The organism is Rhizobacter sp. SG703 (genome assembly GCF_012275445.1).
GTDB lineage: Bacteria > Pseudomonadota > Gammaproteobacteria > Burkholderiales > Burkholderiaceae_C > Rhizobacter.
In genome coordinates, this window is record NZ_JAAZQK010000001.1 from 341,569 (window position 1) to 354,817 (window position 13,249).

The 13,249-nt window shown below is 69.6% G+C and carries 10 protein-coding genes; 7 read left to right on the forward strand and 3 right to left on the reverse strand.

Annotated elements, in window-relative coordinates; all coding sequences use genetic code 11:
• The first annotated feature begins 25 nt into the window (after positions 1 to 25).
• The 3 genes from FHT26_RS01390 to FHT26_RS01400 all read left to right on the forward strand — a co-directional run bounded on the left by FHT26_RS01390 (position 26) and on the right by FHT26_RS01400 (position 3,800).
• Positions 26 to 916, forward strand: a complete 891-nt coding sequence (locus FHT26_RS01390; protein WP_168558404.1) for a PEP-CTERM sorting domain-containing protein — start codon at positions 26 to 28, stop codon at positions 914 to 916.
• A gap of 127 nt (positions 917 to 1,043) precedes the next feature.
• The gene (locus FHT26_RS01395; RefSeq protein ID WP_490362758.1) at positions 1,044 to 3,011 is read left to right on the forward strand and encodes a phosphatase PAP2 family protein; all 1,968 of its coding nucleotides are present in this window, start codon (positions 1,044 to 1,046) and stop codon (positions 3,009 to 3,011) included.
• A 372-nt stretch (positions 3,012 to 3,383) separates the two neighbouring features.
• Positions 3,384 to 3,800 carry a type II toxin-antitoxin system HicB family antitoxin gene (locus tag FHT26_RS01400; RefSeq protein WP_168558405.1) on the forward strand — a complete coding sequence of 139 codons (417 nt, stop codon included), beginning with the start codon at positions 3,384 to 3,386 and terminating at the stop codon, positions 3,798 to 3,800.
• A gap of 6 nt (positions 3,801 to 3,806) precedes the next feature.
• Here the strand turns inward: FHT26_RS01400 and ligD are convergent, their stop codons facing one another.
• A complete protein-coding gene (ligD, locus tag FHT26_RS01405; protein ID WP_168558406.1) occupies positions 3,807 to 6,380 on the reverse strand; it encodes a DNA ligase D in 2,574 nt (857 codons plus the stop codon).
• Between the two features lie 10 nt (positions 6,381 to 6,390).
• Positions 6,391 to 7,239 (reverse strand): non-homologous end joining protein Ku, encoded by an 849-nt coding sequence (gene ku / locus FHT26_RS01410; RefSeq protein WP_168558407.1) that lies wholly within the window; start codon positions 7,237 to 7,239, stop codon positions 6,391 to 6,393.
• Positions 7,240 to 7,473: 234 nt separating this feature from the next.
• On the opposite strand from ku, the gene FHT26_RS01415 reads away from it, so the two are divergent.
• From FHT26_RS01415 to FHT26_RS01425, 3 genes are all read left to right on the forward strand, one after another.
• Positions 7,474 to 10,107 carry a di-heme oxidoredictase family protein gene (locus FHT26_RS01415; protein WP_168558408.1) on the forward strand — a complete coding sequence of 878 codons (2,634 nt, stop codon included), beginning with the start codon at positions 7,474 to 7,476 and terminating at the stop codon, positions 10,105 to 10,107.
• Positions 10,108 to 10,191: 84 nt separating this feature from the next.
• Positions 10,192 to 11,139 (forward strand): YihY/virulence factor BrkB family protein, encoded by a 948-nt coding sequence (locus tag FHT26_RS01420; RefSeq protein ID WP_168558409.1) that lies wholly within the window; start codon positions 10,192 to 10,194, stop codon positions 11,137 to 11,139.
• 64 nt (positions 11,140 to 11,203) lie between these two features.
• On the forward strand, positions 11,204 to 11,503 hold the full coding sequence (locus FHT26_RS01425; protein ID WP_168558410.1) for a hypothetical protein: 300 nt from the start codon (positions 11,204 to 11,206) through the stop codon (positions 11,501 to 11,503).
• Here FHT26_RS01425 and FHT26_RS01430 read toward each other — a convergent pair.
• On the reverse strand, positions 11,436 to 12,371 hold the full coding sequence (locus FHT26_RS01430) for a LysR family transcriptional regulator (RefSeq protein ID WP_168558411.1): 936 nt from the start codon (positions 12,369 to 12,371) through the stop codon (positions 11,436 to 11,438). The genes FHT26_RS01425 and FHT26_RS01430 overlap by 68 nt on opposite strands.
• Before the next feature lie 118 nt (positions 12,372 to 12,489).
• Here FHT26_RS01430 and FHT26_RS01435 point away from each other — a divergent pair, with 118 nt between their 5' ends.
• Positions 12,490 to 13,227 (forward strand): SDR family oxidoreductase, encoded by a 738-nt coding sequence (locus FHT26_RS01435; protein WP_168558412.1) that lies wholly within the window; start codon positions 12,490 to 12,492, stop codon positions 13,225 to 13,227.
• The last annotated feature ends 22 nt before the right edge of the window (positions 13,228 to 13,249 follow it).

Sequence of the window (13,249 nt, forward strand, 5' to 3'; positions counted from 1 at the left end):
AAAGGGTCCGGCAGGGAGAACCCAGATGAAGACGTGGATGATCGCCTCGGCCTGTTTGCTGAGCGTGTGCGGCGTGGCGCAGGCCGGATCGGATTCGACGCCGCAGGGGAAGCCGGGCTCGGCATCGGCGACCTTCACGCTCGGCACGCCGACCGGCCTCGACACCGGCGAGCCGGGTCACTGGCTGGCGGACAACGGCTTCCAGGCCTCGCTGGTCACGGCGCACGAGGTGCCCGGGCCGAACGACGTGCATTCGCTGAACCTGAAGTCGCGCCTGCTGGATGCGTCGGCGCGTGCGGGCACGCCGTTCGGCGAGGCGGCGATCGAGCTGCCGAAGGCGCCCGGCGAGACGCTGTCGGCGCAGGCCTCGATCGGGCACGGCAGCGTGTCGACTGGCTTCCAGGCCGACCGGCACGACGACGAAGCCAGCGCGACGATCAACTGGCAGCGCCCGTTCGTGCTGAACCCGTTCGCGTCGGTGACCTTCTCGGGCATCGCGATGCTGACGAACTCGATCGCGTCGGCGCCGCTGCCGCGCTTCACCGAGGACAGCACCCGGCCCGATTCGTACGTGCACCAGGCGGCGCTGATCTTCCGCGACGAAGCCTTCGCGAGCAACGGCGTGAACCTGATCGCGAACATCTTCAACGACAACCCGACGGCACCCGGCACCGCCGCGCAGCAGCGGCTGCCGAGCTTCGACGACTTCACCTACAGCGCCGATCCGCTCGGGCATTTGTCATTGACGGTGCACAACCGCTCGGAGCAGGTGCTGTTCGGCAGCTTCGAGCTGTTCGCATACAGCTGGAACAACACCGCGCCGGTGCCCGAGCCGGCGACCTGGGCGCTGATGGTGCTGGGGTTGGCGGGACTGGGCGTGGCGAAGCGGCGTGTCGGCGCGGCGAGCCGTCCCTGACGGCGATCCCGCCTCGGGCGCCACCGGGGCACGAGCGTGGCAATAGCGCGGCAAGAGCGCGTCATGAGCGGGACACATCGCGTCCCTAGAGTCGCAGCTTCCAAAATCGGCTGTCACTCCCTCGACCATGATGTCTCGCTTCGCCTTGCGCCCGCTCTGCCTCGCCCTGTCCACCACCTTGTTGCTGAGCGCCTGCGGCGGCGGGGGCAGCAATGGTGACGACACCGCCCCGGGCTACACCGTTCCCGATGCGCCGACCGGCCTCGGCAAGACGGACACGGCACCGGTGGCCGACGAAAGCACGGTGCTGCCGTTCGTCGACAACGCCTTCACCAACCAGCGCGGCGATGCGCGCTATGCCACGCTCTCGACCAATGCCGGCGTGCGCGTGGTCGGCGGCTTCCTGTCGGTGTGGAAACCGACGACCGCCCTCGTCGATGCCGGCGTGACGGCCGCGGCCAGCGGCAGCTTCCCGGCCGTGGCCACCTCGACTTGGAGCGGCATCCCCGGCGACGCCACCGATGGCACGGTGCTCGACGCCACGGCGCACGGCGCCAACATCCAGTACGTGATCGATGCGACCACCCGGCGCACGGCCGCGCAGGAACTGGCCGCCTACCTGGACGACCGCCGCGGCAAGGCCTACAGCGTCAGCGACGGCATGGGCCCGCTCACCGCAGCATGGCGCAGCGCCGCCCAGCAGGTGACCTCGATCACGGCCATCGCGGGCGACGCCACGACGGTGCTCTACAACGACAGCGGCAACAACACCGGCGTGGCGAGCGCCGCGGGCAACACGAGCTTCGGCGTCGTCGTCGACTTCGTCAACGGCATCGGCGAGAACGGCTCGACCGAGCCCGCCAAGCGCTTCTTCAAGTACGCGCGCCCGTGGCGCTGGAGTTCCAGCGTGAAGGTGGTGCCGGCGCTGGAGCCGGCCAAGAGCACGACGCCCACCACCGACGGCGGCTTCATCAGCGGCCACTCGGCCGAGGCGACGCGCGACGCCGTCGCGATGGCATACGTGGTGCCGCAGCGCTTCCAGGAGATGCTCGCGCGGGGCGCGGAGCTCGGCGAGAACCGCATCCTCGCCGGCATGCACTCGCCGCTGGACGTGATCGGCGGGCGCGTGCACGGCCAGGCCGTCGCGGCCGCGGCCATCGCGACCGGCGCCGACTCGAAGATCCGTGCCGCGGCCTATGCGCAGGCGCAGACGGCGCTGATGGCCGCGACGGGCGCGAGCAGCGCGGCCGAGCTCAACGCGTTCGCGCATTCGCAAGTCGGCAGCAGCGACCGCTTCGCCGACCGGGCTGCCGCGAAGGCCGACTACCTGCGCCGCCTGACGTACGGCTTCGCGCAGACCGGCGACAAGACCAGGGCCGCCGTCGTGCCCAAAGGTGCCGAAGTGCTGCTGGAGACCCGCCTGCCCTACCTGAGCGTCGAGCAGCGCCGCGTGGTGCTGAAGACCACCGCGCTGCCGTCGGGCTACCCGGTGCTTGACGATGCCGAAGGCTGGGGTCGCCTGAACCTGTTCGACGCGGCCGACGGCTACGGCGCCTTCAACGGCGACGTCAGCGTCGCGATGGACGCCAGCCTCGGCGGCTTCAACGCGTCGGACAGCTGGAACAACACCATCGGCGGCGCCGGCAAGCTCAGCAAGTCCGGCACCGGCACGCTGGCGCTGAGCGGCAGCAACCGCTACAGCGGCGGCACCGCGGTGCAGGCCGGGGCCTTGCGCGCCGACAGTGCGCTGGCACTCGGCAGCGGAGACGTGCATGTGAGCGGCGGCAGCCTGGTCAGCAACGGCAGCACGGCACTTCATCTGCTCGGCGCCTACACCCAGCTGGGCGGCGGCACGCTGCAGCTGAACCTGGGCGCCGCGGATGCGGGGCGACTGGTCGTCGACCGCACGGTGACGCTGGATGGCGGCACGCTGACCCTCCAGTTCCGCAGCGGCTTCGCACCGGTCGTCGGCGACACGATCCGGGTCATCAGCGCGTCGAAGCTGCGCGGCCGCTTCACGACGATCACGCTCCCAGGTCACACGGTGACGCCGACCTACACCGACACCGGCTTGTCGCTGCACATCGACGCCTGAGCACGCGTCGACCTCAGAAACCGTCGTCATCGAAAGCGCCTCCGCAAGGGGGCTTTTTTTGACACGGCCGCCCGGACCAGGCGGCCCGCTGGATTCAACGAGAAATTCCATTCCAAAAACAATCAAAATTGTTTACGGTCGCATCGGCAACGAGGTTGGCCAACCAGCCTGATCCGAGTTGCCTGGTGCGCCGCAGGATCCCGCCGGACTGACGACTCGCTCCACGCTGACGCCGCCCCAGTGCACAAGGACGGCAGTTTCAGGAGTGCATTCATGTCGCCAACTCGCCGGAACTGGAACCCGCATGAAGGTCGCAGAGTTCAAACGCCAACTTGCATCGATGGGCGCGCGATTCGTTGAGGGAAGCAATCCATGTTGAGTTACCCCGCCCGCATCGTCCGAGATGGCGATGGCTTCATGGTCTCATTCCCGGACATCCCCGAGGCGCTGACCGGCGCTGCCACGAAGGAAGAGGCGCTGCAGAACGCGGCCGATGCCTTGACCACCGCGATGGATTTCTATTTCGAGGACCGTCGACTCGTCCCCGAGCCGTCGGCACCCAAGCGCGGTCAGGTGTCCATCGACCTCCCGGTCAGCATCGCCGTCAAGGTCTTGCTGCTGAACGAAATGATTCGCCAGGGAACGCGGCCGGTCGATCTCGCGCGCCGCATGCACATCCGGCCACAAGAAGTGAACCGCCTCACGACGCTGACCCACCCGACGAAGATCGATACGGTGGCCGATGCGCTGAAGGCGCTCGGCAGGCGCCTCACGATCTCGCTCACCTGAACGAGATCAACCCTTGTCCTTCCCGCTCACCGGCTTGAACCCCAACCGCTGCATCGCCTTGCCGATCGGCTGCTTCGTCGTCCAGTAGTCCTTCCATGGGTCTTCGCGTTCGAACGACAGGTGATCGAGCGCGGTCTTGATGGTCCATTGGTTGCCGCCCTTCAGCTCGTCCAGTGCCTCCCACGGCACCGGCATCGAGACCCCGAGCCCCGGCCGCGCGCGTGCCGAGAACGCGGCCGCGGTCGTCGCGTTGTGGCCGTTGCGCAGGTAGTCGACGAAGATCTTGCCGACGCGGTTGGCGGGCCCGCTCTTCGCGACGAAACGCTCCGGCACCACCTGCGCCATGTGCTGCACGATCGCCTGCGAGAAGCCCTTCACCGCATCCCAGCCGTGCTGCGGCTTCAGCGGCACCACCACGTGCAGGCCCTTGCCGCCGCTGGTCTTCAGCCAGCTCTCCAGGCCCAGCGCCTGCAGCAGCGAGCGCACCAGCGCCGCTGCCTCGCGCACCTTCGCCCACTCGACGCCTTCTCCCGGGTCCAGGTCGAACACCATCCGGTCGGGTTTGTCGATGCGGCGCGCGAGCGCATTCCAGGTGTGGAACTCGATCACGTTCATCTGCGCCGCGCCGGCCAGCGCCGTCGCGCTCGGCACCTCGAGCAGCGGCTCGTGCTCGGGCCACAACGCCGGGTCGAGCTCGCGCATGCCGGGGAATCGCATCTTGCCGGCGTGCTTCTGGAAGAACTGTTCGCCGCCGACGCCTTCCGGGGCGCGCATCAGCGCGCACGGCCTGCCCTTCAAGTGCGGCAGCATCCGCTCGGCCACGCTTTCGTAGTAGCGCACCAGGTCGAGCTTGGTCAGCCCGGTGCTCTTGTCGATCACGCGTTCCGGGTGCGTCACCTTCGTCGCCGCGCGGGTCTTCGCGCTCGTGCCCATGCTTGTGCTCGCGGTCGCCTTCGTCTTCACCGCCACCGCCCGCTCGCGCGTGATCCGCTTTGCCGGCTTGTCGGTGCGCAGGCCTTCGAACGATGCATGGCGGATCTGCCCATCGGGCGTCCATTCGCCGAAGCTGACCTCGGCCATCAAGGTCGGCTTGACCCAGCGGCGCTCGCCCTGGGCGCCGCGCGGCCCGCGCCCGGGCTTCGGCGCCGTGGCGAACGGCGACGCATCGGCCTGCAGCTTCAGCAGCTTCGTCTTCAGCTCGGCCGCCATCGCCGAATCCCAGCCGGTGCCGACGCTGCCGACCGAGCGCAGCGTGCCGTCGTCGTCGTGCACGCCCAGCAGCAGGCTGCCGATGTGCGCGCCGTCGCGCTCGCCGCGCCGGTCGGTGTAGCCGCCGATCACGAACTCCTGGCGCTGCTGGCACTTCAGCTTCAGCCAGTCCTCGGTGCGGCGCGACACGTACGGCGCATCCTGCCGCTTCGCGATCACGCCTTCGAGCTTCAGCCGGCAGGCCGATTGCAGCACGCTGGCCGCATCGGCCGGGAAGTCTTCGCTGAAGCGCAGCGGCCCGCTGCCCTTCGCCTCGAGCAGCTGCTTCAGCAGCCGGCGCCGTTCGCGCAATGGCAGCTCGCGCAGGTCGTGCCCTTCGAGGTACGGCAGGTCGAACAGGAAATACGCCACCTGCGCGGTGTTGCCGCCGTCGAACGCGTTCTGCAGCCGGTTGAAGGCCGGCAGGCCGTCGTCGCCGAGCACGACGATCTCGCCGTCGAGCCAGGCCGACGTCACGTCGAGTTGGCGCAAGGCGGCCACCAGTGTCGGCAGCCGGTCGCTCCAGTCGTGCCCGCCGCGCGTGATCAGCACCGGCTTGCCGCGCTGGATGCGCGTCATGATCCGGTAGCCGTCGAACTTGATCTCGAAGCCCCAGTCGCCGTCGGCCGGCACGCCGCTCGCAAGCGTCGCCAGCTGCGGGGTCATCGTCGCCGGCAGCGGCGCCTTCACGGCCTTCAGCGGGCGCTCCTGCCGTTCGGGTTTCGGCTTCGGCCTCGCCTTCGCGTCGCCACCCGGGCCCACGCTGTCCGGCAGCGCGCTGACGACGTCGTACTCCGCATGCGGCCGGGCGAAGCCGTCCTTCTTCTTCAGCAGCAGCCACGGCGGCTGCTTGTCGCTGCCGGCGCCGCGCATGCGCACCAGCTCCCACGCGCCGTGCAGCTTCTCGCCATCGAGCGTGAACGCGATCTTGCCGGCGGCCAAGCCCTTCTTCGGGTCGCCGACGGGCTGCCAGGTGCCGCGGTCCCAGATGATCACGTCGCCGGCGCCATAGTGGCCCTCGGGGATGCGGCCTTCGAAGCTGTTGTACGACACCGGATGGTCTTCGGTGCGCACCGCGAGCCGCTTTTCCGACGGGTCGAAGCTCGGCCCCTTCGGCACCGCCCACGACAGCATCACGCCGTCCAGTTCGAGCCGGAAGTCGTAGTGCAGCCGCGTCGCATCGTGCTTCTGCACGACGAACGCCAGCGCATCGCCGGCCGAGGCCTGCTCGCCGCGCGGCTCCGGCGTCTGGCTGAAATCGCGCTTGCTCCAGTAGGTGTGCAGCGGGTCGGCCGCCGTCGAGCCGTGTGCGGTAGTCGAGTTGCGCGCCATCGCCGTTCGCTCAGGCTCGCTTGCGGGCCGGCGACTTGCGCGCCGCCGGCTTGTGCGCAGCGGCCGGCTTGCCCTTCAGGCTCTTCGCCAGCAGCTCGGTCAGGTCGACCACGTTGCTCGGCCCGGTCGAGCCGCTCTCTTCCATCGGCTCGACCTGCTCGGTCTCGCCGCGCTCGACGCGCCGGGCCACCAGTGCGTGGATCGCTTCGGTGAAGCGGTCGGAATACGCCTCGGGCTTCCACGGTTCGGTCATGTCGCCGATCAACTGCTGCGCCATCTTCAATTCGGCCTCCTTCAGGTTCACGCCCTTCCTGCCTTCGGGCGGCAGGTTGATGTCGGCCCACGGCCGGATGTCGGCGGCCCAGCGCAGCGTGTTCAGCATCAGCGCCGGGCCGCTCGGGATCAGCGCGGCCAGGTGCTCCTTGGTGTGCATCACGACGCGCGCGATGCCGATCACGCCCGCGGCCAGCATCGCCTCGCGCAGCAGCGCATACACCTTCTCGCCCTTGGCCAGCGGTTCCAGGTAGTACGGCCGGTCGAGCAGCGTGAAGGGGATCTCGTCGGCATGCGCGAACGATTCGATCTCGATCGTCTGCGTGGTTTTCGGGTACGCAGCCTTGATCTCGTCGTCGCTCAGCACGACGTAGTCGCCGCCGTCGACCTTCACGCCCTTCACGATGTGCGACTTGTCGATCTCGCGGCCGGTGCGCTTGTTGACACGCTTGTAGCCGACCGGGTCCATCGAGCGCTTGTCGAGCCAGTCGAAGTCGACACCCGATTCCGATGACGCCGGGTACAGCGCGACCGGCACGTGCACCAGGCCGAAGCTGATGGCGCCTTTCCAGATGGCGTGGGGCATGGCGGAACTCCTTGAACGGCATCGACGACGGCTCCAAGCCTAGGGTCGTGCGACGCCGTGTCGCCAGCAGCAGATCGCGCACGCTGATGTAGGAAGACGCCGGCTTGCAAAAGTTTTCTATCCGACTGGACGACCCGTGCACTTCGGGAGTTCAATGGCGTCGCTGTACTTGGAACCGGTTCCAATGACCGCAGTACCGAGGGACCGTTTCTGCCATCCACACGAGGAGACGACATGAAACAGGTCCCATCACGCGGGTCGGGCCGCGCTTTGGCTTCGCGCATCGGGAGGTTGGCATGGTTGCCGGCCCTGCTGCTCGCGGGCTGCGGCGGCAACGACGCTTCCGCCCCTTCTTCCGACACCGCCGGCAGCGCCGCCAAGGAGCAGGCGATGGCCGTCACGGCCGGTCGCTACGCGCTGCAGAGCGTGTCGACCGGGCAATGCATCGGCATCAACGGCGGCGGCAACGCCAGCGGCACGGCGCTGCAACTGCAGGCCTGCAGCAGCGCCGCCACCCAGCAGTTCGACCTGGCGCAGGTGACGACCGGCGTCTACAGGCTGACGGTCGCGGCGAGCGGCCTGGCGGTCGACGTGCAGAACGCATCCGCCAGCGACGGCGCACCGCTGCAGCAGTGGACCGACAACGGCACCAACGCGCAGCGTTTCCAGCTGACCGAGCTCGGCGCCGGCGTCATCGCGCTGGTCAACGTCAACAGCGGCAAGTGCGTGCAGGCGGCCGATGCGGCCACCGTGCGCCAGTACGGCTGCGCCGCCGGCAGCGCGCCGCAGCAGTTCAAGCTGGTCGGCGGCAGCATCAACCCGCCCGACCCGGCCGGCCTGGTGCCGCTGTTCCCGCAGGGCACGCCGATCACCGAGCCGATCCAGACCGTCGAGGCCGACGGCACGCTGGTCACCTACATGGGCATGCGGCCGACCGAGCGCCACGCGCGCGAACGCGGCGAGGCCTGGGACGCGCCCGACCAGGGTCCGGGCCGCTACCTGACCTTCCCCTCGTTCTACTTCCAGAACCGGACCTTCGGGCTGGTGATCCGCGACGAGGTGCCGGCCGGCCGCTCGAAGATCACCTTCACGCTGCGCGTCAACGACGGCACCTTCGACGGCACCACCTTCAGCCTGTTCCGCAACGCCGGCGACCCGAACGTGCGCGACTACGGCTGGGCGCTGAACTACGGCTTCGGCAACCCGAAGTTCCTGAACCAGGACAACTACCCGCTGCCGATCTGCATCGCCGGCCAGCCGGATGCCGACTGCCAGTTCTCGGTCGACACCAACTGGCGCACCGATCCGCACAGCACGCTGAAGGTCGGCGACCCGGTCGAGCTCGCACCGGCCCCGCGGCTGAAGTACAACGCCGACGGCAGCGCGGTGATCGACGGCGGCGGCGCGCGCTACTACTCGTTCGAGCAGCTGTACGTGGCCGGCGTCGGACTGCGGCCGTGGTACGGCATCGCGCCGAACCTCGACTCCGCGGCGCTGCCGGCCGAGACGCTGTCCGGCGGGCAGACCAGCCTGTCGTACAACTATTCCGAAGAGCCGATGCGCGTGTTCCAGCAGATGGCCAACAACATCGGCATCCAGAACACCAGGCGCTTCGTCGAGGGGCGGCGGCTGTTCCACACCTCGTTCGTCGACGGCCGGCATTCGGAGCACCCGGAGACCAACCCGGTGTTCAGCGCGCATGCCGGGCAGCTGGGGCCGCGCTACAACCAGGTCAGCTGCATCGCCTGCCATGCGCTGAACGGGCGCACGGCGGCCCCGGTCGCCGGCACGCTGTTCGCCGGCACGGTGCTGACCGGCAGCGCGGGCAGCGACGGCAAGCGCGTGCCCGATGCGACCTACGGGCTGAACGTGCTGCAGAAGGCCAGCGCCGCCGGCGCGGCGGACTACGGCGTCAACGTCCAGGCCTACACGACGACGGTGCGCACGCTGGCCGATGGCGAAAAGGTCGAGCTGCAGAAGCCGGTGTATGCGTTCAAGGGCCCGGTGCCGGCGCAGTTCTCGGCACGCCAGGCGCCGCAGGTGATCGGCGTCGGGCTGCTGGAGGCCTTGCCCGAGAGCACCGTGCTGGCGCTGGCCGACCCCGGCGATGCGAACGGCGACGGCATCCGCGGCGTCGCCAACCTGGTGACCGATCCGGAAACCGGCCAGACGCGGCTCGGCCGCTTCGGCTGGAAGGCCGCGAAGGCGAGCGTGCGCCACCAGGCCGCCGAGGCGTTGGTCAACGACATGGGCGTGGTGTCGCCGGTGTACCCGTCGCGCAGCTGCCAGCGGGCGGCCGCCGACTGCCGCAGCAACCCGCAGGGCAGCGGCGTCAACGAGCAGGAGCTGCAACGCGTCGTGCAGTACCTGGAGCTGCTCGCGGTGCCAGCCCAGCGCAGCCTGCGCAGCGCCTTCCCGGCGGGCGTGCGGGTGTCGCCGGAGCACGAGGTGAACCCGGCCCAGGTGGCGCGCGGCGCGCAGCTGTTCGCGCAGGTCAACTGCGTCGGCTGCCACACCGCGACGCTGAAGACCGGCACCACGCACCCGTTCGCCGAGCTGCGCGACCAGACCATCCATCCGTACACCAACCTGCTGCTGCACGACATGGGCGCGGGGCTGGCGGACACGGTGGCCGAAGGCAAGGCGCAGCCGTCGATGTGGCGCACCGCGCCGCTGTGGGGCATCGGCTCGCTGCCGTTCGTGCAAGGCGCCGCGCAGAACGTGCGCTACCTGCACGACGGCCGGGCCCGCACGCTGATGGAGGCGATCGGCTGGCACGGCGGCGAGGCCGACAACAGCCGCCAGCGCTTCGAGGCCTTGTCGAAGGACGACCGCGCGGCGGTGCTGGCCTTCCTCGGCACGCTGTAGCGCCGGGGCTGTGCGAAGCCTCCTACAGGCGGTCGCGCCGGTGGACGATGGCAGCGGCGCGGCGCCTGGGTACGCTCGACGGCGATGGACACCGCCGCCCCGCTCCCCTCCCGCTGGCCGGGCCTGCGCGCCTGGTGGTCGCTCGTGAAGCAGGCCGGCAATGCGTGGATCGACGACTACGCGCCCAGCATGGGCGCGGCGCTGTCGTACTACAGCATGTTCTCGCTGGCGCCGCTGCTGCTGATCGTGATCGCGATCGCCGGGCTGGTGTTCGGCGAGGACGCCGCGCGCGGCGAGGTGTTCGGCCAGATCCGCGGCCTGCTCGGCACCGAGTCGGCGCAGGCGGTGGAAGCGGTGCTGGCCAGCCTGCACAAGCCGGCCGAAGGCACCGCGTCGGCGGTGCTCGGCGTCGTCGTGCTGCTGGTCGGCGCCACCTCGGTGTTCGGCGAATTGCAGGACGCGCTCGACCGCATCTGGCGCGCACCGGCCCGCGTGCGCGCGAGCGGCTGGTGGAACCTGCTGCGCGCGCGGCTGCTGTCGTTCGGCATGATCCTCGGCATCGCGTTCCTGCTGATGATCTCGCTGGTGCTCAGCGCCGCGATCTCGGCGCTCGGCAAGTGGTGGGGCGGCGCGTTCGGCAACTGGGCCACGTTGGCCCAGGGCGTGAACCTGGCGGTCGGCCTGCTGATGACGACCGGCGTGTTCGCGATGATCTACAAGCTGATGCCGCGGGTGGATGTGCGCTGGCACGACGTGTGGCTGGGCGCGCTGCTGACGGCTGTGCTGTTCACCGTCGGCCGCTACCTGATCGGCGCCTACATCGGCCGCAGCGGCGTGGCCTCCGGCTTCGGCGCCGCCGGCTCGCTGATCGTGATCTTCGTGTGGGTCTACTACTCGGCGCAGATCTTCCTGATGGGGGCCGAGCTGACCTGGGTCTATGCGCGCAGCTTCGGTTCGATGCGGCAGCTGCCGCACCCGCCCGCGCCGACGCAGTCGGGCAGCGCGGGCGGAATTCCTACAGTGGGTTCTTGAGCGCACCTACACCAGGGAGATCGGGTCGTCCTTACAGTCTCTCCATCGCCAGGGAGAAAACACCATGCGTTCGCTGCACCTCGCCGACCTGTCGCACCGCTCGTTGCCGGCGGCCCGCAAGCTGCTCCCCGGCGTCGGCGTGGCCGTGCCGGTGGCGGTGGCCCTGGCGGCGCTGGCGATCGGCCTGCCGGTGACCGAGCGGGCCGACCGCAACGCGTTCGCCGCCGACGTGCTGCTGATGGCCGCCGCGGTGCCGGCGGCGGCCGCAAGCGCGGTGCCGGTCATCAAGCGCGAGGTCAGCCGGGTGCGCGAATCGGCGCGGGGTCTGGGGCCTTCGTCGCTGGGGTCGCCATCCGGTCGATGACCCAGTCGACGAACACCCGCACCCGCGGCGACAGCTGCCGGCTGTGCGGGTACAGCAAGGACACCGGCATCGGCGCCGGACACCACGCCGCCAGCACCTCCTGCAAGCGCCCGTCGGCCAGCTCGGCCTGCACGTGGTAGCGCGGCACCTGGACCAGGCCCTGGCCGGCGAGGCAGCAGGCCAGGTACGCATCGGCATGGCGCACTGACACGCTGCCCTTCATCGACACCGACTGCGGCTGGCCGTCGACGATGAAATCGAACGGGACGCGCCGGCCGCTCGCACTCGACACGAAGTTCACCGCCCGGTGCTGCGGCAGCTCGGCCAGCGAGTTCGGCACGCCGTACTTCGCGAGGTAGGCCGGGCTCGCGCAGGTGAGCTGCGGGTTGTCGGCCACATGCCGCTGCACCATCGACGAATCGCGCGGGCTGCCGGCGCGCAGCACGCAATCCACGCCCTCGCGCACCAGGTCGACCAGCCGGTCGCCCATGCCGATCTCCAGCTCGATGTCGGGGTAGCGGGCGCAGAACTCGCCCAGGTGCGGCAGCAGGAAGTGGCGCGCGAGCGTCTCCTGCAGGTCGACGCGCAGCTTGCCCTTCGGGCTGGCCAGCGACTGGCCGAATGCCGATTCGGTCTCGTCCAGGTCGGCCAGCAGCCGCACGCAGCGCTGGTGGTAGGCCTCGCCGTCGGGCGTCGGCTTCACCTGGCGGGTCGTGCGCTGCAGCAACCGGGTGCCCAGGCGCTTCTCCAGCGCCTGGATCGCATGCGTCGCAGTGGCGCGCGGCAGCTCCAGGTCTTCGGCGCCCTTCGTGAAGCTGCCCAGCTCGACGATGCGCACGAACAGCTGCATGGTCTGGAAACGGTCCATCGGGGAGCCCCTTTTTTGTTGTTCTTGGTTGAACAGTGATGGCAATTCTTGCTCATTTATTGATTTCCTTCGAGCAACGAGACTTCACTCCATCGCAACTCACTCCCAGGAGCTCACCATGACCCAGCCAGTCGCCATCGTCACCGGCGCGTCCCGCGGCATCGGCGCCACCGTCGCCCGCCGCCTCGCATCCGACGGCTTCGCCGTCATCGTCAACTACGCCGGCAACGCCGCCGCGGCCGCCGAAGTGGTCGCTGAAATCGCCGCCGCCGGCGGGCAGGCCACCGCGGTCCAGGCCGACGTGGCGGACCCGGCCGCCGCCCGCACGCTGTTCGACGAGGCAGCGCACGCCTACGGCCGCGTCGACGTGTTGGTCAACAACGCCGGCGTGATGCCGACGAACATGCCGGCGCTCGTCGACACCGACGACGCGACCTTCGACCGCCTGTTCCACATCAACGTCAAGGGCAGCTTCAACACGATGCGCGAAGCCGTGAAGCGCCTGCAGGCGGGCGGGCGCATCGTCAATTTCTCGAGCAGCGTGGTCGGGCTCGCGACGCCGGGCTACGCGGCCTATGCGGCCGGCAAGTCGGCGATCGAGACGATGACCCACATCCTCGCGAAAGAGCTGCGGGGTCGCCGGATCACCGTCAACGCCGTCGCGCCGGGACCGACCGCGACCGACCTGTTCCTGAACGGCAAGAGCCCCGAGCTGATCGAGCGCCTGGCCCAGGCCTCGCCGCTGGAGCGGCTGGGCACCCCGCAGGACATCGCGGGCGTCGTGGCCTTCCTTGCCGGTCCCGACAGCGCGTGGGTCAACGGCCAGACCCTGCGCGCCAATGGCGGCATTGTCTGACCCACTGGATCCATTCTTTCCA

Excerpts from the sequence above, each read along its gene's own strand:
- FHT26_RS01415 (WP_168558408.1), top strand. The coding sequence starts at position 7,474 with ATGAAACAGGTCCCATCACGCGGGTCGGGCCGCGCTTTGGCTTCGCGC.
- FHT26_RS01435 (WP_168558412.1), top strand. The coding sequence starts at position 12,490 with ATGACCCAGCCAGTCGCCATCGTCACCGGCGCGTCCCGCGGCATCGGC.
- FHT26_RS01425 (WP_168558410.1), top strand. The coding sequence starts at position 11,204 with ATGCGTTCGCTGCACCTCGCCGACCTGTCGCACCGCTCGTTGCCGGCG.
- ligD (WP_168558406.1), bottom strand. The coding sequence starts at position 6,380 with ATGGCGCGCAACTCGACTACCGCACACGGCTCGACGGCGGCCGACCCG.
- FHT26_RS01400 (WP_168558405.1), top strand. The coding sequence starts at position 3,384 with ATGTTGAGTTACCCCGCCCGCATCGTCCGAGATGGCGATGGCTTCATG.
- ku (WP_168558407.1), bottom strand. The coding sequence starts at position 7,239 with ATGCCCCACGCCATCTGGAAAGGCGCCATCAGCTTCGGCCTGGTGCAC.
- FHT26_RS01420 (WP_168558409.1), top strand. The coding sequence starts at position 10,192 with ATGGACACCGCCGCCCCGCTCCCCTCCCGCTGGCCGGGCCTGCGCGCC.
- FHT26_RS01430 (WP_168558411.1), bottom strand. The coding sequence starts at position 12,371 with ATGGACCGTTTCCAGACCATGCAGCTGTTCGTGCGCATCGTCGAGCTG.
- FHT26_RS01390 (WP_168558404.1), top strand. The coding sequence starts at position 26 with ATGAAGACGTGGATGATCGCCTCGGCCTGTTTGCTGAGCGTGTGCGGC.
- FHT26_RS01395 (WP_490362758.1), top strand. The coding sequence starts at position 1,044 with ATGATGTCTCGCTTCGCCTTGCGCCCGCTCTGCCTCGCCCTGTCCACC.